Source organism: Dialister invisus DSM 15470, from assembly GCF_000160055.1.
Taxonomy (GTDB): domain Bacteria; phylum Bacillota; class Negativicutes; order Veillonellales; family Dialisteraceae; genus Dialister; species Dialister invisus.
The window spans coordinates 1,511,257-1,529,572 of record NZ_GG698602.1 but is presented as its reverse complement, the minus strand read 5'-3'; the positions used below and the strand labels follow the sequence as shown (position 1 = coordinate 1,529,572).

The window sequence follows — 18,316 nt, the reverse complement described above, 5'->3', positions numbered from 1 at the left end:
GTACAAATGAATAAGTTCCAAAGGAAGAGATTCAAAAAGCCGAGGAAATATTTCCCCGGTTTTCCATATTTACCGCTTTCTATAAAACCCTTGTCAGCGCCATGCAGCATGCCGTACCTGCCGCCATGGAAAGAAGCATATTTCTCTTCCACACATGAACCGCGACCGTCACCGCAAGAGACAGCGCCTCCGGTACACCATGATTTCCCGAAAAGAAATGAATGTCCTTCAGCGAATACACCACAAGAAGGGCAAATACCGCCGAGGGCAGCGCCTTCCCAAGGTATTGGATATAAGCGGGCAGAGTTTTCCCGGGCCGGAAAAGAAAAAAAGGAACCATCCGTGTTGCCATCGTTGCCAGGACACAGACAGCAATCGTGAGAACCTGTTCATATAAAGGCATTTCCGTCATAAAAATCCCCCTGCTTTCTCAATCGGCTTCCGCAAAAGCGTAATCGCCGCCAGGATCAGACCCATGGCCGGAAGTATAAACGACTCCGCGCCGAAAACAGCCAGACACCCCACTGCCGACACGCCGCCGATCATTGCGGTATAATGTTTTTTCTCCCGTAAAAACTGTTCCAGAAAAATAACAACAAAAAGCGCAGTCATCACAAAACTGAGCCCCTTCGTATCAAATGCTGCCAGCGATCCCAAAAGTCCGCCTACCGTAGCGCCGCTGACCCAATAGAAATAATTCAGGAAGGATACCCAGAGCATGAACCAGCCCCGATCCACATCACGCGGCACTGTGGCTGTGTAATTCAAAGCAAATGTTTCATCGCACATCCAAAACATGAGAAACGGTTTCTTCCACCCCATGTTTTCATATTTCTCGAGCATGGAAATACCGTAAAATAAATGGCGGGACTGCACCATCAGCGCCATAACAAAGGCATCCAGCGGGGCAAACGGACTCATAAGCATTGTCACTACGACGAACTCCAGTGAACCGCCGAAAATGAATGCCGCCATAAGGGCAGGATAAAGAAAGCCGAACCCCATGGAATGCATATAAATCCCATAAGAAAACGCTACGAACCAGAATCCTGCGAAAATAGGAACCGTGTAAGGAAACGCTTCCTGAAAAGCCTTCCATGCCCCGCTTTCCCGTTTCTGCTCCAATCCTATCCCCTCTTCCGACATAAACAGTACACATATACTATCAGCTTTCATTTCATCTTTCAATGCATGGGCAGAAAACACATAAAGGATTATTCCCAAGCATATTCCGGAACGCTCCCGTATGGGGAAATAAAAAAACTGCGGGCAGCCGTGGATCACTCACTCTCAGGCAGATGACAGCCCACAGCCTCGATATCTGATTTCTGATTTCTGATTTCTGTTTTCTGTCTTCTGATATCTGTTCTCTGTGTTTTGGTTTCTGGCGTCTGTTCTCTGATATCTGCTTTCTGATACCTGTCTTCTGATGTCTGTTCTCTGTCTTCTGATTTCTGTTCTCTGGTTTCTGTTATCTGTTCTCTGTTATCTGTTCTCTGTTCTCTGTCTTCTGATATCTGTTTTCTTATCACATACTCCATTGAGTAAAAAAACAGCACATCTCATAAATAAGATATGCTGTCCTTATTGTCAGACTTTTTCCAGACTCCGGATAGATTCATCCGCCTTCTCGTTTTCCGGTTTCTGCCAGCCGTTATCGTTTTTATAAGGCAAATAAATCATTCAGCCCTTCGGACATGGTGGGATGCGTGTAGATAAAATCACGGAGCACCGTGTAATCCAAATCATGATCCATCGCTAACTTCACCATATTGATGATCTCGTAAGATTCGGGACAGAACAATGCCGCGCCGAGAATCTTCCCACTGTCTTTATCAATGACTGCCTTCAGCATCCCCGCCGTCTTGCGGAGAACTTTCGCTTTCGGAATCATATCGGTATTCATCCGCACCACACGGTAATTCAGCCCTTTATCCGCCGCTTCTTTCTCCGACAGGCCTGCACGGGAAAAAGACGGCTCCATGAAGACAGAGTAAGCGAAAGCACCGCGGTTCTCTGTCGTACGGCTTCCATCACCCTGCATATCGGAAAGAATAATGCGGCTGTCATCCAGAGAAATATAGGTGAACTGCAGATTGCCGCACACATCGCCGGCCGCCCAGATATTTTCCGCGGTTGTCCGCAGATGCTTATCGGTAACGACGGCGCCCCGCTTTGTCAATTCCACACCGGCCCGTTCCGCATGAAGACCTTCCGTATTCGGCCCGCGTCCCGTGGCGAGAAGAATGGCATCGCCGTCCAGCGTATCTTCCTCTCCGTTCTTTGTATAAACCGCCGTCCCTTCTTTGATTTCCTTCAGACCGGCTCCCGTAATGACGGACACGCCATAAGATTTCAATACATTTTCAACCGCTTCCGCCATATCCCGGTCTTCTTTCGGCAGAAATACAGAACCGTTCTGGAGGATCGTCACTTTGCTTCCGAAACGGGCATACATGGAAGCAAATTCCAGTCCTATATATCCGCCGCCGATAATCGTCAACCGGCGGGGCAGTGTTTCATTCTCCATCATGGTTTCAGACGTGAACACCAAACGGTTATTTTCCACACCGGGTACAGCAGGAATTATCGGACGCCCGCCGGTATTGATAATCAATTTGGATGCGGAAAGCGTCTGCATCGTACCGTGCGCGCCTTTTACCCCGATCGTTTTTCCGTCAAGGAAAGAAGCCGTGCCGTTGATGACCTGCACACCGGCATCAATAAGCTTATTATAATTGGCCATACGGAGTGCTGTTGTCAGTTTCTTTTTCTCCTGCACCGCCACATGATAATACTCACTCTGCACTTCAAAATCATGGGCAGGCGCCCGCTCCGCCTCCAGCACCAGACGCTTGGAGGGAATGCAGCCCACATTGATGCATGTACCGCCGTACATACGGGCATCCTTTTCAATCAGCGCTACTTTTTCACCCTGCTTTGCCAGTTTCGCCGCCAGCGTCTTTCCCGCCTTGCCGAAACCGATGACAATCGTATCAAATTTCTGATCCATATATATTCCTTTCTGTCTTACCTGTTTAAATATTTAAATAATACATCTTCCCCTGATCGGGATTTGATCTATTATTCTTTATTTTATCCTATTTTGCAAATCATTAGAAGAATGCAGCGGAAAGAAACCCGCAGATGTGTACATAAGCAGGATTCCTTACTGTCTTCCCGCAGTATATTCCATCCTTATCGGGCCGATTAACAAAGCGGCGGCACATCAGACATCATGACATTCTGCCTGATCAGGACGGTATTGATGTAAGTCCGGAAATCTTCATGAATGCAGTTCCCGAAAGCAGTCCACATCGGCAGATTTTCAGATATCCCCTCCAGCACGGTGGTATCAAGTACATTCAGCACTTCATCATCCGCTTTTCTCCACGCATATTCAACGAAAGAACAAAATTTTTCAAACCCGGCGCGGTCTTTTCCCTCATAAGCCTCTGCCATAGGGATATTTACAGCAAATACAGAAAATACATGGAGCAGAATATGGGGAAATTCTCTTTTATGCTCCCTGTATCTTTCTTCATTTTCAGGAAACCATGCTACATAGGCACTGCAAAACTCTTCTTTATCCATGCCGGACTCCCCACTTTTACAAAACCATCGGCCTGCATCAGCGGCGCCTTTCTATCCGTATCGGCCTGTGCACCTGCAATTCATAGGCAAGAATTTCTTCAACATCTGCAAATACACGAACATCAGATTCATACTCATGGACGCAATACAGCATTCCGTTCTCCGCCACATACACCGTTGCAGGATAATAATACCCAATAATTCCGACAGGTGAAACCTCCGTTCCTGCCGTCGCCTTAGCGGCAAGCGCGTCCTCACAGATTCTTTTCCCTGCAGATGCTCCCTTGTCATAATACGCCTTATACAGCTCGACTGCGGCGCCTTCCCCCATATCAGGATACAGCAGAAATACTGCTTCATGCTTTCCATGTCTGATTTCTGCTCTTTTTCCTGTTTTGCCGAAAGCTCTCTATCCTGCCCCCTGCAGCAGATAAAGCGCTTTCGGTTTATGTTTTCCACTTAAGTTCCCCCAGTACGCCGCCAGTATCGGATATGGCGGATCCGTATATCCTTCCAGGAGATGCAGGGCTTCATCAATGATATCCTCTTCTTCAGGAGACACCGCGACTTTTTCCAGCATTTCCTTTAAATCTTTTTTTATGCCTGAAATATCCTGCTTGTAATAGGGATCCATATACCAGTCAAGATAAAAAAGCAGGCGCCGTTTCGCTTCCGTATCCGTCCCCGACAACACCGACCGGACTGCACCCATACCTTCTTTCAGGCATTGCACTTCCCTTTCCGTATACATGCCGCTGTCCATACATTCTCCTTTCAGACAGACGGAAGGAAATCTGCCTTCCCATCATTGCGGCGCCCCGCCAATCAGCAATACATGGCAAGTTCCATACTGTCCATATACTGCCCCATAGACAAGTTGAAAGATTTATAATCCGCTTCTTTAAATTCATCCGTGGCACACGCCACCCACACGTCCACTCTCTGCAGCTGGTTATAAAACTTGACCATCATCGGCACTTTGATGACTGTAGAAGTCCCCCGGATAACCATATTCCCGCCCTCTTCCAGACACAGCACATCTTCCGCCGACCGCAGATCAACTTTTCTGTTGTCTACCAGGACTTCCACATTCTCATAATAGGGATACGCCGTTTTCACCGCTTTAGTAATTTCTGTCCAGCCTGTCCCATAAGTCAGATTCCATTGAGAACAAAGCCATCCATTTTCTTCTTTCACACCCATAAGCAGCATAGCCGCACCCGTCCTTTCCAAAACGAATATATCACTCTGTTAAAAATGAAATACCGGGCAGCTTTCCCACTAAGGTTCCTTTTTACTTAAGATTTTTTAAAAGAATATATACCGCCTGCGATAAGCGCCACAGAAAGCGCATAGCCTAAAACGGTAAGAATGAAATCAAAATTGTCATTATTCTTTAAAATTTTCTCCCTGGTCAGAATACCATTCCACTCCTGTCCGAAAAATTCGATACCGTTCACCGTTCCTTCACCCAGAAGCTTGTTCCCTTTTTGAATTCCCACCAAAGTTTTCTCCTGGTTCTCTTCTAAAGAAGACTTCGTATAGGAGATTCTGTAATCACCGTCCAGATGGGGGAAGACCAGGTTTTGTTCCCGATTCGTAAGATAGTGGATCCCGGATTCTGTTTCATGGTAAAGAGGAGTTCCTTTATAGGAAACTGTCCGGGGAAGCGAATTTACGTTCACACCGGCGGCAAATTTTTTCAGGAGTGTCTTATCCAGAATAAAATCGCCTGCTTTCACCACGCCGTAAAAGGTGATGACAGGCGGGGCGCTCTTATACATTCGGGCGATATTGGAGCCTGCCATGCTTTCCCAGCTTCTCTTTATGTCACTTCCGCTTCCCTTCTCCACCATCACATGCACATTCCTCCTGATTATGGGAGAATCAAAGGAAATACCCAGTTCTTCATCTACTGCCGGCTTTTCCGTCTTCAGTTTTCCCGCAACAATGACCACCTTGCCCTCATGATCGGGATTGATCTTCCCGTCCGTGATATAAGGCGCATTTTCAATGAGCACCCGTCCGCCGTCGGAATCACCGGTCAGCATCATACCACCCAAGCCAAGACCGCAGATACATAAAACAACACTTACCCATTTGTTCATAAAGAACACCTCCTCAGATCCAAAAATAAGAAATAAATGCAGAATACTTTTCTTTATTGTATATCAAAACCAACGGTTTTTCTAATTCGACAGAATGCATATTTTAAAGAAAAATTTATACCTGAACCCTTTTCTTTTATCCCATCATTGTGTATTCTATCGCTCCCCTCCTGCTGTTTGCACAATAGAGGATACACACCGGAATGAAGTCTCTTTTACAAAATCAGTCCGTATACTTCCTGTACGCATACTTTCCCAGACGGTTATTGGTGAGATAGAAAAAAGGAACAAGCAGCTTTTTCCACCCCGGCAGCATATGCCTCATCTCATCAGTGAAATTGATACAGTCCAGCTGTTTCCATGCCGGCGCCAGCCGTACCACTTCGCTGCCGTCCGTCACACCCCATTTAAACTCCGCCTGCATACGTTTCAATACGTCATGGCGGGACGACCGGTGCACGAGTCCTTTATACAGAAGGTCGAAATGCGCCTCCAGCTCATCGAACCCTTCTGACAGAATCGAAAGGAATTTTTGTACTTCCGCTTCATCCCAGTACATCATCACGCCTTCTGAAAGGATAAGCAGCCTGCGGCCCTCGCGTTCCACTTTTTCCGTCCATGACGGATCAAACGCCGACCCGGAAATACAGGTTACACGCTCCGATTCCGCAAGGAACTGCTGTCTCAGATCGATCACCTCCGGCACATCCAAATCATACCAACGCACCTGCCCGTCATCTACGCGGTCAAACCGGGTATCCAGCCCGCAGCCCACAGATACCACCACACATCCCGGGTTATCCGCCATAAACCGCCTTACCTCACGGTCCATCAGCTTTGCCCGTGCCAATACTCCATAATATGACATCCATACCCGGTCAAAAGCGGAAAAATCGTAATCCATACAGCTGATTATTTCCGCCGCTTTCCGGTCATTCAGAAAAGGATGGTTGCTTTTCGCATCCTTGGCACGCATATACAACGTAACCAGAAGCGTTTCAGAAACGCCGCTTAAATCAATTTTCATAATCCCTCCTCAATTGATAACATATATCATTTAACTCATTATACCCCATCCTTCCGTCCTGTTAAACCGCAGGCAGATGCTGCATGGAATACGCGGCCCGCACATTTTCCTGTTATTCCTCTTATAGCACTTCCATCTTCCTCTTCCGGAGAAAACATGGTATGGCAGCACATAAAAAAAGAAACCGGCTTAGGCATTCTGCGAATACAACCCTTTCGGCAGCAATATAAAAGGCCCGCGCCATATCTGCAGATAGATACAGCACGGGTCTTTTATATTGGAAATCCGTCAGCCAAGGAATTTCTTCACGAGGCCTTTATGAATTTTTACGCCATAGGGAAGGGCGTCATGGTTGAAGTGCATGGCGGGATCATGAAGTCCCGGTTCCGCATCTTCGCCCAATGCGATGAATCCCGTTTTCAATTCCGGTTTCATTTTCGGGTACCAGAAGAAGTCTTCTCCTCCTGCGGTGACGATTGGCGGAATGCAGGCTTTTTCGCCAAGTTCGGATGTAATCACTTCCCCGATGATTTCCGTGATTTCCGGTGTGATAATGGACGCTGGTGTCTGGTGCAGGATGGTGAAGTCCGCTTTGGCGCCAATGGAAGCGGCTGCATTTTCCGCCGCACCCCGCAGTTTTTGAATCATTAGTTCCATCACATCATTATCCCGGCTGCGGAGGTCGAACGTGATCGTCGCCGTACCGGGAACCGCATTTGCCACACCTGCGTCCGCATGGATCTGTGTCGCTTTCAGATTGTACACCACATTGGAATTAAAGCGGAGAGCGTTGGCTGACTGTACAACAAGGCATGCCGCGTCAAGCGCGCTGGTGCCGAGATAGGGGCGGGCCCCATGGCTCTGCACGCCTGTGATGTCGATTTTCACGTGGGTCGCAGCGCTGTAATACAAAGCGGGAGCCGCTTCTCCCACACGGCACTCCTGGATGGGACGACCATGCATGCCGATGAGGATTTCAATATCGTCAACAGCACCGCCTTTCAGCATGGAAAGAGCGCCTTCACTCGTTTCCTCCGCCGGCTGGAAAAGAAGTTTCAGTTTCCCTTTCCTGACCAGCTTCTCTTTCATGATTTCCTCCGCCGCCGCAAGAAGCATGGCCATGTGTCCGTCATGCCCGCAAAGGTGGGCGGCGCCGCCGTCTTTCGTCCCAAGAGCATCCATGTCCGCGCGAAGGCCGAGAACAGGTCCCGGTTTACCGCTGTCACAGACCGCGACGACGCCTGTCGCCCCGCCGACCTGTGTTTCCACTTCATAACCGAGCTGTTTCAGCACATCCGCCACATAAGCGGAAGTTTTAAATTCTTTCATCCCTATTTCAGGAATAGTATGAAGATAGTTAAAATGGGTAAATACATCTGCCATGATTTCCTCCTTTTCTCTTGCGTAAGACAATCAATTAAAGAACGGCATAAGCAGTTTCATGATAAACATACCAATGAATGCATTGAAAATACTGATCACCATAAGCAGGGGCCAATATTTTTTCGGTACATCGGCAAGGCCGAGGAGCCGGCCCATGTACTGGATCTGGGAAGCCATCAGGATCAGCGCAGGCATGAGAATCGTCACATGTTCCCCATTGATGATGCCCGACGCATAGAGAGAAGCTGCCACACCTACCCCTGCAGAACAGGACAGCCAGGTGGTCAGAAGAATAACGAAAGACTGTCCCGGCAGGCCGAAGATACCCATGATGGGCCCCAGCCAGTATCCAAGGAAATCCATAACACCGAGAATATTTAAAATATAGGCGATGACATAGGCCATCAAAATATTCGGTACAAGGTTCTGTGTAGCCAGATTCCAGCCTTTTCTGGCGCCGCCGATGAAGATATCAAAAATATTAGGCTTTATTTGTACCGGTCTCGTTTCAGTTGTCATTTTTGAAATCTCCTTTATAAATAGTATCAAGAGCAAAGCGGCAAATCATGGCACCGACAAATTTCATGACCATAATGATGATAACAGGGACAATGATCGGGCAGAGGATAAATCCGAAAAGCGCACCTGCGATAGCAAAGTAATTACTGATCGTCCCAGCGCCGGAATACTGCCACGCTGCAATGATGGTCTGTTCTCTTTTATCAATAAGGCCGTCATCATATAATTCTTTGGTGAGAGCCGCGCCGGCATCGGTACTCTGCAGATCGGTAATCAAAGCCAGTCCGACGAGGCCGGGTACATCCATCAGCGGTTTAAAGAGCGGCGTCATCAGTTTCTGCGCCGCGGAAAGAGCGCCATAATGATCCAGCACGTCTACAACACCGATGGCCAGCATAACGGAAGGAATGAGTGACAGCGCGAAAATAAATCCTCCTCTTGCGCTTACCCCGCCCATACCGACAAAAGTTGCTTTCGCCGGATCTTTCATCGTACCGAATTTACCGATGAGCGTACTGTAATCAAATGCTTTGAGCCATTCCGCCCCCTGTACTGTGGCAAAAACCCCGGCAAAGAAAAGGATACCGAAAGCCAAAGCAAGCATTCCTTTCCATCCCACCTTGGGCAATGCGGCAGCCCCGCTTACTTTTTTCTGTTCTTCTTCCATAAATAATCCTCCTAACACTCCACTGCATCAAAACACAATACAACAAACTAAACATTCCTTCCGTTCTGCTATGCTCCATTGACCTCCTATCTCTGTACCGACGAAAGAAAAACAAATAACCTTTTAATGGTTAAAAGATATTATAAACAATCATCTTTCACATGTCCACGTAAATCACAGGAACGCTCCAAAAAGTCCGTTCTTCCCCCTTGCCCGGTTTTCTTTCCTGCAAATCTTGATTTATTCGATAAAATCATCTACAATAGTAAAGTACAATTTTATATGCGGGTGTAGTTCAATGGTAGAACATTAGCTTCCCAAGCTAAATACGTGGGTTCGATTCCCATCATCCGCTCCAAACCGGCTCCCTTTGCGAAGCTTTTTTCTTTGAAGAAACACAAAAACGCGTCTCCTGCTTTTTAGTTTCAGGACACGCGTTTTCTGTTTTATATGCTTACTTTTCCATTCTTAAAATACATCTTTCACTACGATGGTTTCTTCACGGCTGGGCCCCACGGAAACGATGCCGATGGGGACGCCGATTTCTTTAGAAATATCCGCCAGGTATTCTTTGCAGAGCGCTGGAAGCCGGTCGTAGTCACGGATGGCGCTGATTTTTTCTTTCCATCCTTTGTAGATTTTATAAATCGGAGTGACTTTGGAAAGAAATTTCAGATCTGCCGGATATTCTTTGACCGGTTTTCCTTCATATTCATAGCCAACACAGACTTTGATTTCTTCCAGCTCGTCTAAGATATCCAGCCGGGTAATCGCCAGATAATCGAAAGAGTTCAGCGCCGCCGCGTAACGGACGGCACGGGCGTCAAGCCAGCCTACACGGCGAGGACGGCCGGTAACCGTACCGAATTCATGGGCAATGTTCCGGATACGGTCGCCAATTTCATTCACCTGTTCTGTCGGGAACGGCCCTTCTCCGACACGGGTGCTGTACGCTTTCACCACGCCGAAGATATTCTGCATCATGTGCGGCCCGATGCCTGCGCCTATACATGCACCGCCCGCCGTTGGATGGGATGACGTGACGAAAGGATAGGTGCCATTGTCACAGTCGAGCATGGATGCCTGGGCGCCTTCAAAAAGAACGTTCTTTCCTTCTCTGACCAAGGTCTGGACAGTGTAGTTCGTATCTTTCACATAGGGGCGGAGCTTTTCCGCATATCCCAGGTAATCAATCAGCATCTGCTCGTAGTCGAAACCTTCCATCCCGTAAAGTTTTTCCAGGAGCATGTTTTTCTGCTCCACGTTGTATTTCAATTTCTCCGCAAAAACTTCTTTATCCATAAGGTCGCACATACGGATACCGATGCGGTTGATCTTGTCCGCATAACACGGCCCGATCCCGTTTTTCGTCGTCCCCAGCTTCCGGCTGCCTTTTCTCATTTCTTCTGCCTCGTCCAAACGGATATGGTAGGGAAATACAACTTGCGCACGGGTGGAAATCTGGAGATGCTTCGCGTTGATTCCCTGGGCCTCCAGCTTTTCCATTTCCTCAAGGAAACTTTTCGGGTCAACGACGACGCCCGTACCGACGATACAGATGGTGCCGGGATACATAATGCCGCTCGGCATAAGGCGCAGCGGATAAGCTTTGCCGCCGGTCACAACCGTATGTCCCGCGTTGTTCCCCCCTTGGGAACGGACAACGACGTCCGCTTTCGCCGCCAGGTAATCTACAATCTTTCCTTTTCCCTCATCGCCCCACTGGGCACCAATGACCATAGCTGTTGCCATTACACATTTTCCTTCCTTTTAATAATACAGTGATTCTTTATTATCAGATATCAGCTTACAGTTATCGGCTCATAGCTGTCTTCTGATATCCGACTTCCGGCATCCGACCTTTGTCTTCTGACATCTGTCTTCCGCTCTTACAATCCAAATCTTGCAAATATTTTATCTACATGGACAAGCATGGGTTTGTAATCGAAGCACTCTTTGATTTCTTCCTCAGACAGATATTTTCTCACATCTTCGTCTTTGCAGAGGTTTTCATAGAAATCTTCCCCCTCAAGCCAGCGTTTCATGGCATTTCTCTGCACCCATCGGTATGCTGTATCACGGTAAGCGCCTTTGGACACAAGGGCAAGCAGAACGCGGGGACTGTAAATCAATCCGCCGGTCATGTTCAAATCTTCCAGCATTTTTTCCGGATACACAAGGAGTTTATCTACCAGATCGGTCGTCTGTGCCAGAATATAATCCAATGCAGTGGTTGCGTCAGGAATCATGACACGCTCCACAGAGGAATGGGAAATATCCCGTTCGTGCCAAAGCGGTATATTTTCAAAAGCGGGAAGGGCATACCCCTGCACGAGTCTTGCCATGCCGCAGATCCGTTCCGATTTGACGGGATTTCTTTTGTGGGGCATGGCAGAGGATCCTTTCTGTTTGGGACTGAAATATTCTTCCGCTTCCCTTACTTCCGTTCTCTGCAGATGGCGGACTTCCAGGGCGATCTGTGCCAATGTGCCCGCGATAACGCCGAGGGTGGTAATGTATTCCGCATGATGATCGCGCTGTACGACCTGGGTCGCTACGATTTCCGGGGTCAGTCCCATTTTTTTGCAGACGTATTCTTCCACATACGGATCAATATCCGCATAAGTACCGACAGCGCCGGACAATTTACCCACCGCCATTTCAGAAGCAGCCCGTTTCATTCTTTCGATATTTCTTAAAGTTTCGCTGTACCACAGGAGAATTTTCAACCCGAACGTGGTCGGTTCGGCATGGACGCCATGGGTACGGCCGATGGTGGGTGTATATTTAAATTCCACAGCCCGGCGTTTCAGGACTTCCGCCAGTTTTTCCAAATCGGCAATAAGCACGTCAGATGCCTGTTTGATCTGCACATTGAGCGCCGTGTCTTTCACATCGGTAGAAGTCATGCCCATATGGATGTACTTCGCTTCATCGCCCACATATTCTCCGACAGCGGAAAGGAACGCGATGATATCGTGGTTAATTTCACGATCGATTTCATGAATGCGTTCCACATCAAAATCCGCTTTCGCTTTGATCACTTCCACCGCTTCTTTAGGAATACGTCCCAGCTCCGCATTGGCTTCGCACGCAGCGATTTCCACATCAAGCATGGTCTGCCATTCATTTCTTTCATCCCAGATTTTTGCCATTTCCGGCCTTGTGTACCTTGGAATCATTTACATATCCCCCTTCGGTTTTCCTTCCCTGGCACAGATTTCTCTGCCCACCACCACTCCGGCCGCCGAGGCCTGGACAAGCCCTCTCGTGATGCCGGCTCCGTCGCCGATTGCGAAGAAGTTTCTGAATTTCGTTTCCAGCTGGTTCGTCAGCGCTATGCGGGAAGAATAAAATTTCACTTCCACGCCGTACAGAAGAGTGTGCCTGGAATTTGCTCCCGGCGCCACCTGATCCAGCGCTTCGAACATCTCCATGATATCCTTTAAAAAGCGGTATGGCAAGACTAAAGATAAATCTCCCGGCGTCGCGGACGGCATGGTAGGGCGGACAAGGCCGCGGCGTATCCTTTCTACCGTAGAACGGCGGCCGTCACGAAGATCACCCAGCCTTTGGACGATTGGTCCCGCACCAAGCATATTCGCCAGGGATGCGATATATTTCCCGTAAGAAATGGGTTCATTGAAAGGACTGGTAAATTGTTTGGAAACAAGAATGGCGAAATTCGTATTTCCGCTCTTCTTATGGGCGAAAGAGTGGCCGTTCACTGTCTGGAGCCCCGCATTATTTTCCGTCACCACGAAACCGTAAGGATTCATACAGAACGTGCGTACCCGGTCATCAAAGGAACGGGAGAAATACACCAGTTTCGATTCGTAACAGATCTTTGTGATCGGTTCATACACTTCTGCGGGAGATTCCACACGGACACCGATGTCCACCGCATTTGACTGTGTCTCCAAACCGAGCGCGCGGGCTTCTTTCATAAACCACTCCGCCCCTTCACGGCCGGGTGCCGCCACAAGGTACTTGCAGTGATACGTCTCCCCGCCCGCTTCCACACCGAGAACCGTTCCGTCTTTGTCCGCAAGAATTCTGTCCGCCGCTGTTTTGGAAATAACGGTCACATTATCCGGAAGTGAATCGCGCATATTAGCAAGAATGACACTGTTCACATCCGTTCCCAAATGACGGATACGGGCAGGAATAAACATCAGATCCGCCGCCGCGGATTTCCGTTTCAGTTCATGTATTTCCTCGGCAAACTCATCGCCGTATACTTTTCTTTCGGCCCCGCCATACCTGCAGTACACCGAATCCACATAGGAAATTAAACCGGCAAGCTCTCCTTTATTCATATAATCATCAAGATTGCCGCCGTAATCCGTAGTAAGCGTCAGCTTCCCGTCGGAAAACGCGCCTGCGCCGCCCCAGCCGCAGACGATATTCGCCCTGCGGTCTTTCGGCGGAGCATTTTTGTCACGATTCAGAGCTATCCGCTCACGGATATCCAGTCCTTTTTCAAGAATCAGGACAGATGCACCGGTATCCGCCAGTTCAAGAGCGGTAAAAATACCCGCCGGTCCGGCACCGATAACTACCACATCATAAAATCTGCTCATTGCCTCTCCTTTTCACAGAATACATCTGCATGAAGCTTTTTTATGCATAAAAAAAGCCCCACCGGGGGCGAAGATACTTTATATATCCCTTTTTAAATTTTACAGGAAGGCTCCCTGTGTGTCAAATAAAAGACCCTCCTGTCATGGTATAATAAAAGAAATATTCCAATTATTTTCAAAAGGAGGTTTCCCATGCCCTACATCAACATCAAAATCACACGTGAAGGCGTTACCGCCGAACAGAAAGCAGAACTCATCAAAGGAGCCACGGAACTCCTCACCCGCGTATTGAACAAAAACCCGAAAACCACAATCGTCACCATTGAAGAAGTAGACATGGACAGCTGGGGAATCGGCGGCGATCCTGTGGAAATCGCCAGAGAAAAAGGGGAAGCCCAAGACGCCAAAATAGCCCGGCTGGAAGCCGACAAAGAAGAGCAGGAAAAAGAATTGGAAAACCTGAAAAAGCTTCTCCTTCAGGACGGCAAAAAAGAAGACATCCCTCCGCTGCCGGAAGAAGAAACAACAGAAGAAACACCGGTTTTCACGCTGAACAATAACGCACTCAAACTGAAAAAGGAAAAGAAAACAAAAAAGAGTAAATCAAAAAACAAAAAATAGTCCCCTCATCCAACAAATATATGAAACGGTTTTCAGATAAAATTGTATCCGGAAACCGTTTTTGCGTTAAAATTTATATTCCACTATACTCTAAGTAAACGCTCTCAGAAAATGTCAGCATACAGACATCAATATCTGCTCACCTCCGGAATCTGCCTACTGTCATTTCTTTTTTTAAGGAGCCTTTATGCATATAGACATTTCCTCCCCTTTCAATTATGAACGACTTTTCCGTTTCGTCCTGCCCTCCGTGGTAATGATGATCTTTATTTCCACCTACACCATGGTCGACGGATTTTTCGTATCGAACTATGTGGGCAAAACGGCATTCACCGCGGTCAACCTGATCTTCCCCGCCATCATGGTTTTTGCCTGTGTCGGATTCATGTTCGGCTCAGGCGGCAGCGCCCTTGTGGCAAAGACCATGGGTGAGGGGCAAATGGAAAAAGCGAACCGTCTTTTTTCTCTCATCGTCCTTTCTGCTCTTGCCGGAGGCATATTGCTTTCCGCCCTGGGTTATTTCCTTATGCCCTTTCTTGCCTCCGCCATGGGTGCATCCGGTGAAGTGCTTGCATGCAGTGTCTTTTACGGCCGCACGCTTCTTCTTTCCCTCCCCATGTTTGTCCTCCAGCGGGTATTCCAATCGTTCATGGTTACCGCCGGAAAACCTTCTCTCGGTCTTCGCATGACAATCCTCTCCGGTGTAACGAATATCGGGCTCGACACCCTTTTCATTCTTGTTTTTAAATGGGGCCTCTTAGGCGCTGGCCTCGCCACAGTGCTTTGTGAATACGCGGGCGGTCTTTTCCCTCTGATTTACTTCCTTAAAAGAAATACATCTTCTCTTCAACTGGTGAAACCGGAATGGGATGGTTCCGCACTTTGGAAGGTCTGCACAAACGGCTCCTCCGAGCTTTTGACAAACATTTCCATGTCCTTCGTTTCCATGCTCTACAATTATCAGCTTATCTCCATCGCCGGAACAGACGGTGTCGCTGCCTTCGGCGTGATTATGTATGTGGCATTCTTCTTCGAAGCGATTTACATCGGCTACTCCATGGGAACCGCTCCTATCGTAAGCTACAATTATGGTGCCCGCCGCGATGATGAACTGCGGAGCATTTTCCGAAAGAGCCTCACCGTCATTGCCGGTGCCGGTCTTTTCCTCACGACCTCCGCATACCTCGCCGCTCCCGTACTGGCGGATATTTTTGTCGGCTATGATGAACCTTTAGCCACGCTCACCGTCCGGGGGTTCCGATTCTTTTCCTTTTCTTTCCTCCTGAACGGCTTTTGCATGTACGGCTCGGCGTTTTTTACGGCGCTGAACAACGGCTTCATCTCTTCAGTGATCTCTCTCCTCCAGTCCGTTGTTTTTCAAATCATCGCCGTTATAGCACTTCCGCTATGGCTGGGAACAGACGGCATCTGGCTTTCTGTTTCCATCGCTAAGCTGCTGGCATGTTTCGTGACAGTTTTCTTCTGGATCAGCTGCCGTAAAGAATATCGTTACGTGTAAAAAATATTCTTTTTTCAGCCAGGGCATCCTTGAATACGTGATCCTGAATCGCTTTGCGTGGGAGATGCATCTTCCATTGTCAGATGAGATTTAAGCCACCGGCTCCAACGCATTGTAAAGTGATTGGCATGAGTTTCCTGCACATACTGATAGAACTTTGCAATCATAGCTGCTTTCTCATGATAATAAGCGGCTTTCCATTGATTCGGTTTCGGCTTATCCATTTCATAAGCAATGTAATTTCCGCCAAGAAGATATTGGCGCGAGAGAATATCCTCCAGTGATATATCAGGATTTTTCATCATATCATACATGGCCATATAAATTGTAGTACGTCCTTTGCCCGCCCGGCAGTGGAAGTGCAGCCATGCATGATCGGGCAGTGTGCGTATGAAGGCGATGAAGTCATCAATGTTTTCAGGCGATGGCCAGATATGATCCGTTGCCGCAATGCGGTAATAATACAGACCATTTTGTTCCACCAGCTGCCTTTCACTCATGACCGAATTAATCTTCATAAGTTTGGGATCAATCGACTTCTTCCCTTCATCGAGCATCGTCACAATGAGGCTTTTCCCCTTGGCTGCACACAAACGCCTCATCTCATCTTTTAAAACATCAGTTTTGTTCTTTCCGATGTTGCCCCAATCGCGCGCGCCGAACCAGCTGACGGCATTCCCATTAAATATACCATGCGTTTCCTGCCGTAGATCCACAATATAAATTGGCCCGTTCGCCTGCTTCTTGAGTACGGAAACCAGCTTCTCAAACTCTCCGACAGAGAACTCCGCACTGCCGGATATGTTCAGACGATCCAACCCCTTGCGCGAGGGGGTCATCGTAAATCCTTTGCCTGTTTTTTTGACATCCACATGAGAGCGGAACGCAGAATTTGCAGTACGAAATCTGCGCGGCAATTGATCCCTATCCTTTGCATCGAGACGCCAGATATAGCCATCGTACTTTGTACGATCGGCTGCAGAAACATCCGTCTGATCCGGTGCTTGCTGCAGAGAAACACCACTTATTTCAGGTTCCGCTTCCCAGGCATTCCCTGATAATGGCATGCTGCCAAGTATTATTGCCGCCGTTATTGAGAATAGTATTTTCTTTTTAAGATGCAGCATGAGTGATACACTTTCCCATGTAAAAAATAATTGTAAATGGACAAATGAAAAAGCTACAGGGTCTACAGACGTATAAATCCATAGCTTTTTCTTATGAGCAAATTCCTCTGACACATTTTATCACCTACCGTTTTCCTTTCTCCTTTTTGAACACGCTGCCGCTCGTGATTTTTTGGGAAAAGTCTGTGATTTCCCCTGTATTCCCTGCCGATGAAATCCGGTCACAGAAAAAACAGGATGATATCTACTTCACTGAAGCCGCCGCGATGCGGTCAGCCGCTTTTTTCACCATTTCATTGGCGGAGTCCGTTGTCAGAACAGAAAAAAGACGGTACTTATCGCCGTACTTCATCACGTAGCCTTTTCCGTAAACGGGAACGGCAAATCCGTCCATGAAGAAAACGGCACGCACGCCGCTTGTATAAATACGGGGTCTGTCCTGTGCGCGGTGGATCTGCTCCACATTCAGGAAACTGACACCAAGCATGTTGAACGGAATCTTGGGATCCGTCTCAGGCTTTTCATTGATCCGCTTCGCCATTTCCAGAAACATACCATTCAATACGTTTTCCATGCCCAAAAGAGCCACGTTGCAGCCATACAGTTCGGAAACCGATTTTCCCGACAGACGGCGCGCGTCAAAAGCGTCTTTCATGGCCTCTTTACCGACTACAGGAGCAAATTCGCAGTTCATGACGAAAGCGGGCACGCTGTTTCCTTCTTCCGTCACGGTAAGCAGTCCGAATTTTCCATCCTTCCCAAGAGGAGTAAAATCAGTATTCTTCGGAAGCTTCACTTTTTGAAAGAAAGATTTCGCCTCTTCCTGCACAATACCGTTCCATACAGCGGAAACGATATTATCATCTTTAGGAATATTTATGCTTGAAATCGGCGGAAAGCCTGCCATGTTTCCCATATTGTCCATCATATCGGCAGCTCCCGCACACATTGTCGTCATGGCACAAAGAATCGAAGCCGCCAGCATTATTTTCATCTTCATCATTTCATCTCCCGTGCCGCTTTTTCCACATAAGGCGCAAAGTATGCTCCTGATTTCTGATCACCTGCAAAGAGTGTGTATGTCGTACTGTCACCGTCTTCCAGAATGAGCCCTTCCGCAAAAAAGGGGATCAGACAGCCGCCAGTGTATAATCCGGCTTTCACCTTT

At 47.9% G+C, this 18,316-nt stretch carries 20 protein-coding genes and 1 tRNA gene; 3 read left to right on the top strand and 18 right to left on the bottom strand.

Annotated features, from left to right (window positions below):
• Positions 1–79 precede the first annotated feature (79 nt).
• From GCWU000321_RS07595 to GCWU000321_RS07535, 13 genes are all read right to left on the bottom strand, one after another.
• Positions 80–412, bottom strand: coding sequence for a branched-chain amino acid transporter permease (locus tag GCWU000321_RS07595; protein WP_007070606.1), 333 nt, complete (start codon positions 410–412; stop codon positions 80–82).
• Positions 409–1,224, bottom strand: a complete 816-nt coding sequence (locus GCWU000321_RS07590) for an AzlC family ABC transporter permease (RefSeq protein ID WP_244835097.1) — start codon at positions 1,222–1,224, stop codon at positions 409–411. Before GCWU000321_RS07590 ends, GCWU000321_RS07595 begins: the two co-directional genes overlap by 4 nt.
• 56 nt (positions 1,225–1,280) lie before the next feature.
• Positions 1,281–1,532 (bottom strand): hypothetical protein, encoded by a 252-nt coding sequence (locus tag GCWU000321_RS07585; protein ID WP_156777760.1) that lies wholly within the window; start codon positions 1,530–1,532, stop codon positions 1,281–1,283.
• 131 nt (positions 1,533–1,663) lie between these two features.
• Positions 1,664–3,013 carry an FAD-dependent oxidoreductase gene (locus tag GCWU000321_RS07580; RefSeq protein ID WP_007070603.1) on the bottom strand — a complete coding sequence of 450 codons (1,350 nt, stop codon included), beginning with the start codon at positions 3,011–3,013 and terminating at the stop codon, positions 1,664–1,666.
• Between the two features lie 197 nt (positions 3,014–3,210).
• Positions 3,211–3,594 (bottom strand): DUF7674 family protein, encoded by a 384-nt coding sequence (locus tag GCWU000321_RS07575; protein ID WP_007070601.1) that lies wholly within the window; start codon positions 3,592–3,594, stop codon positions 3,211–3,213.
• 37 nt (positions 3,595–3,631) lie between these two features.
• Complete coding sequence (locus tag GCWU000321_RS07570) at positions 3,632–3,925, bottom strand: hypothetical protein (RefSeq protein ID WP_007070600.1); 294 nt, start codon at positions 3,923–3,925, stop codon at positions 3,632–3,634.
• Positions 3,926–4,003: 78 nt separating this feature from the next.
• Positions 4,004–4,357 carry a hypothetical protein gene (locus GCWU000321_RS07565; RefSeq protein ID WP_007070599.1) on the bottom strand — a complete coding sequence of 118 codons (354 nt, stop codon included), beginning with the start codon at positions 4,355–4,357 and terminating at the stop codon, positions 4,004–4,006.
• 62 nt (positions 4,358–4,419) lie between these two features.
• Positions 4,420–4,806, bottom strand: a complete 387-nt coding sequence (locus tag GCWU000321_RS07560; protein ID WP_007070598.1) for a hypothetical protein — start codon at positions 4,804–4,806, stop codon at positions 4,420–4,422.
• 86 nt (positions 4,807–4,892) lie between these two features.
• The gene (locus GCWU000321_RS07555) at positions 4,893–5,702 is read right to left on the bottom strand and encodes a TMEM43 family protein (RefSeq protein WP_007070597.1); all 810 of its coding nucleotides are present in this window, start codon (positions 5,700–5,702) and stop codon (positions 4,893–4,895) included.
• Positions 5,703–5,925: 223 nt separating this feature from the next.
• Complete coding sequence (locus GCWU000321_RS07550) at positions 5,926–6,729, bottom strand: class I SAM-dependent methyltransferase (RefSeq protein WP_007070596.1); 804 nt, start codon at positions 6,727–6,729, stop codon at positions 5,926–5,928.
• A gap of 288 nt (positions 6,730–7,017) precedes the next feature.
• On the bottom strand, positions 7,018–8,112 hold the full coding sequence (locus tag GCWU000321_RS07545; RefSeq protein WP_040381525.1) for an amidohydrolase: 1,095 nt from the start codon (positions 8,110–8,112) through the stop codon (positions 7,018–7,020).
• A gap of 30 nt (positions 8,113–8,142) precedes the next feature.
• Positions 8,143–8,631 (bottom strand): YjiG family protein, encoded by a 489-nt coding sequence (locus GCWU000321_RS07540; RefSeq protein WP_007070593.1) that lies wholly within the window; start codon positions 8,629–8,631, stop codon positions 8,143–8,145.
• Positions 8,621–9,298: a nucleoside recognition domain-containing protein gene (locus GCWU000321_RS07535; RefSeq protein WP_007070592.1), complete on the bottom strand. Its 678-nt coding sequence runs from the start codon at positions 9,296–9,298 to the stop codon at positions 8,621–8,623. The genes GCWU000321_RS07540 and GCWU000321_RS07535 overlap by 11 nt, the downstream gene beginning before the upstream one ends.
• A gap of 284 nt (positions 9,299–9,582) precedes the next feature.
• Between GCWU000321_RS07535 and GCWU000321_RS07530 the strand changes: the two genes are divergently transcribed.
• Positions 9,583–9,656: transfer RNA gene (locus tag GCWU000321_RS07530), tRNA-Gly, on the top strand.
• Positions 9,657–9,766: 110 nt separating this feature from the next.
• Here the strand turns inward: GCWU000321_RS07530 and GCWU000321_RS07525 are convergent.
• The 3 genes from GCWU000321_RS07525 to GCWU000321_RS07515 form a co-directional block, all read right to left on the bottom strand.
• On the bottom strand, positions 9,767–11,050 hold the full coding sequence (locus GCWU000321_RS07525) for an adenylosuccinate synthase (protein WP_007070591.1): 1,284 nt from the start codon (positions 11,048–11,050) through the stop codon (positions 9,767–9,769).
• A 137-nt stretch (positions 11,051–11,187) separates the two neighbouring features.
• Positions 11,188–12,480: an adenylosuccinate lyase gene (gene purB / locus GCWU000321_RS07520; RefSeq protein ID WP_007070590.1), complete on the bottom strand. Its 1,293-nt coding sequence runs from the start codon at positions 12,478–12,480 to the stop codon at positions 11,188–11,190.
• Positions 12,481–13,881 carry an NAD(P)/FAD-dependent oxidoreductase gene (locus GCWU000321_RS07515; protein ID WP_007070589.1) on the bottom strand — a complete coding sequence of 467 codons (1,401 nt, stop codon included), beginning with the start codon at positions 13,879–13,881 and terminating at the stop codon, positions 12,481–12,483.
• Between the two features lie 192 nt (positions 13,882–14,073).
• Between GCWU000321_RS07515 and GCWU000321_RS09520 the strand changes: the two genes are divergently transcribed.
• Together GCWU000321_RS09520 and GCWU000321_RS07505 are read left to right on the top strand one after the other, a co-directional pair.
• Positions 14,074–14,502 carry a tautomerase family protein gene (locus tag GCWU000321_RS09520; RefSeq protein WP_007070588.1) on the top strand — a complete coding sequence of 143 codons (429 nt, stop codon included), beginning with the start codon at positions 14,074–14,076 and terminating at the stop codon, positions 14,500–14,502.
• 187 nt (positions 14,503–14,689) lie between these two features.
• Positions 14,690–16,021 (top strand): MATE family efflux transporter, encoded by a 1,332-nt coding sequence (locus tag GCWU000321_RS07505; protein ID WP_040381523.1) that lies wholly within the window; start codon positions 14,690–14,692, stop codon positions 16,019–16,021.
• Between the two features lie 14 nt (positions 16,022–16,035).
• On the opposite strand, the gene GCWU000321_RS07500 is transcribed toward GCWU000321_RS07505, so the two are convergent.
• Together GCWU000321_RS07500 and GCWU000321_RS07495 are read right to left on the bottom strand one after the other, a co-directional pair.
• Positions 16,036–17,262 (bottom strand): phosphatase domain-containing putative toxin, encoded by a 1,227-nt coding sequence (locus GCWU000321_RS07500; RefSeq protein ID WP_007070586.1) that lies wholly within the window; start codon positions 17,260–17,262, stop codon positions 16,036–16,038.
• A gap of 130 nt (positions 17,263–17,392) precedes the next feature.
• A complete protein-coding gene (locus tag GCWU000321_RS07495) occupies positions 17,393–18,151 on the bottom strand; it encodes a hypothetical protein (RefSeq protein ID WP_007070585.1) in 759 nt (252 codons plus the stop codon).
• Between the last annotated feature and the right edge of the window lie 165 nt (positions 18,152–18,316).

Excerpts from the sequence above, each read along its gene's own strand:
- GCWU000321_RS07550 (WP_007070596.1), bottom strand. The coding sequence starts at position 6,729 with ATGAAAATTGATTTAAGCGGCGTTTCTGAAACGCTTCTGGTTACGTTG.
- GCWU000321_RS07565 (WP_007070599.1), bottom strand. The coding sequence starts at position 4,357 with ATGGACAGCGGCATGTATACGGAAAGGGAAGTGCAATGCCTGAAAGAA.
- purB (WP_007070590.1), bottom strand. The coding sequence starts at position 12,480 with ATGATTCCAAGGTACACAAGGCCGGAAATGGCAAAAATCTGGGATGAA.
- GCWU000321_RS07555 (WP_007070597.1), bottom strand. The coding sequence starts at position 5,702 with ATGAACAAATGGGTAAGTGTTGTTTTATGTATCTGCGGTCTTGGCTTG.
- GCWU000321_RS07505 (WP_040381523.1), top strand. The coding sequence starts at position 14,690 with ATGCATATAGACATTTCCTCCCCTTTCAATTATGAACGACTTTTCCGT.
- GCWU000321_RS07545 (WP_040381525.1), bottom strand. The coding sequence starts at position 8,112 with ATGGCAGATGTATTTACCCATTTTAACTATCTTCATACTATTCCTGAA.
- GCWU000321_RS07495 (WP_007070585.1), bottom strand. The coding sequence starts at position 18,151 with ATGATGAAGATGAAAATAATGCTGGCGGCTTCGATTCTTTGTGCCATG.
- GCWU000321_RS07575 (WP_007070601.1), bottom strand. The coding sequence starts at position 3,594 with ATGGATAAAGAAGAGTTTTGCAGTGCCTATGTAGCATGGTTTCCTGAA.
- GCWU000321_RS09520 (WP_007070588.1), top strand. The coding sequence starts at position 14,074 with ATGCCCTACATCAACATCAAAATCACACGTGAAGGCGTTACCGCCGAA.
- GCWU000321_RS07540 (WP_007070593.1), bottom strand. The coding sequence starts at position 8,631 with ATGACAACTGAAACGAGACCGGTACAAATAAAGCCTAATATTTTTGAT.
- GCWU000321_RS07560 (WP_007070598.1), bottom strand. The coding sequence starts at position 4,806 with ATGCTGCTTATGGGTGTGAAAGAAGAAAATGGATGGCTTTGTTCTCAA.
- GCWU000321_RS07535 (WP_007070592.1), bottom strand. The coding sequence starts at position 9,298 with ATGGAAGAAGAACAGAAAAAAGTAAGCGGGGCTGCCGCATTGCCCAAG.
- GCWU000321_RS07525 (WP_007070591.1), bottom strand. The coding sequence starts at position 11,050 with ATGGCAACAGCTATGGTCATTGGTGCCCAGTGGGGCGATGAGGGAAAA.
- GCWU000321_RS07570 (WP_007070600.1), bottom strand. The coding sequence starts at position 3,925 with ATGGGGGAAGGCGCCGCAGTCGAGCTGTATAAGGCGTATTATGACAAG.
- GCWU000321_RS07515 (WP_007070589.1), bottom strand. The coding sequence starts at position 13,881 with ATGAGCAGATTTTATGATGTGGTAGTTATCGGTGCCGGACCGGCGGGT.
- GCWU000321_RS07580 (WP_007070603.1), bottom strand. The coding sequence starts at position 3,013 with ATGGATCAGAAATTTGATACGATTGTCATCGGTTTCGGCAAGGCGGGA.
- GCWU000321_RS07595 (WP_007070606.1), bottom strand. The coding sequence starts at position 412 with ATGACGGAAATGCCTTTATATGAACAGGTTCTCACGATTGCTGTCTGT.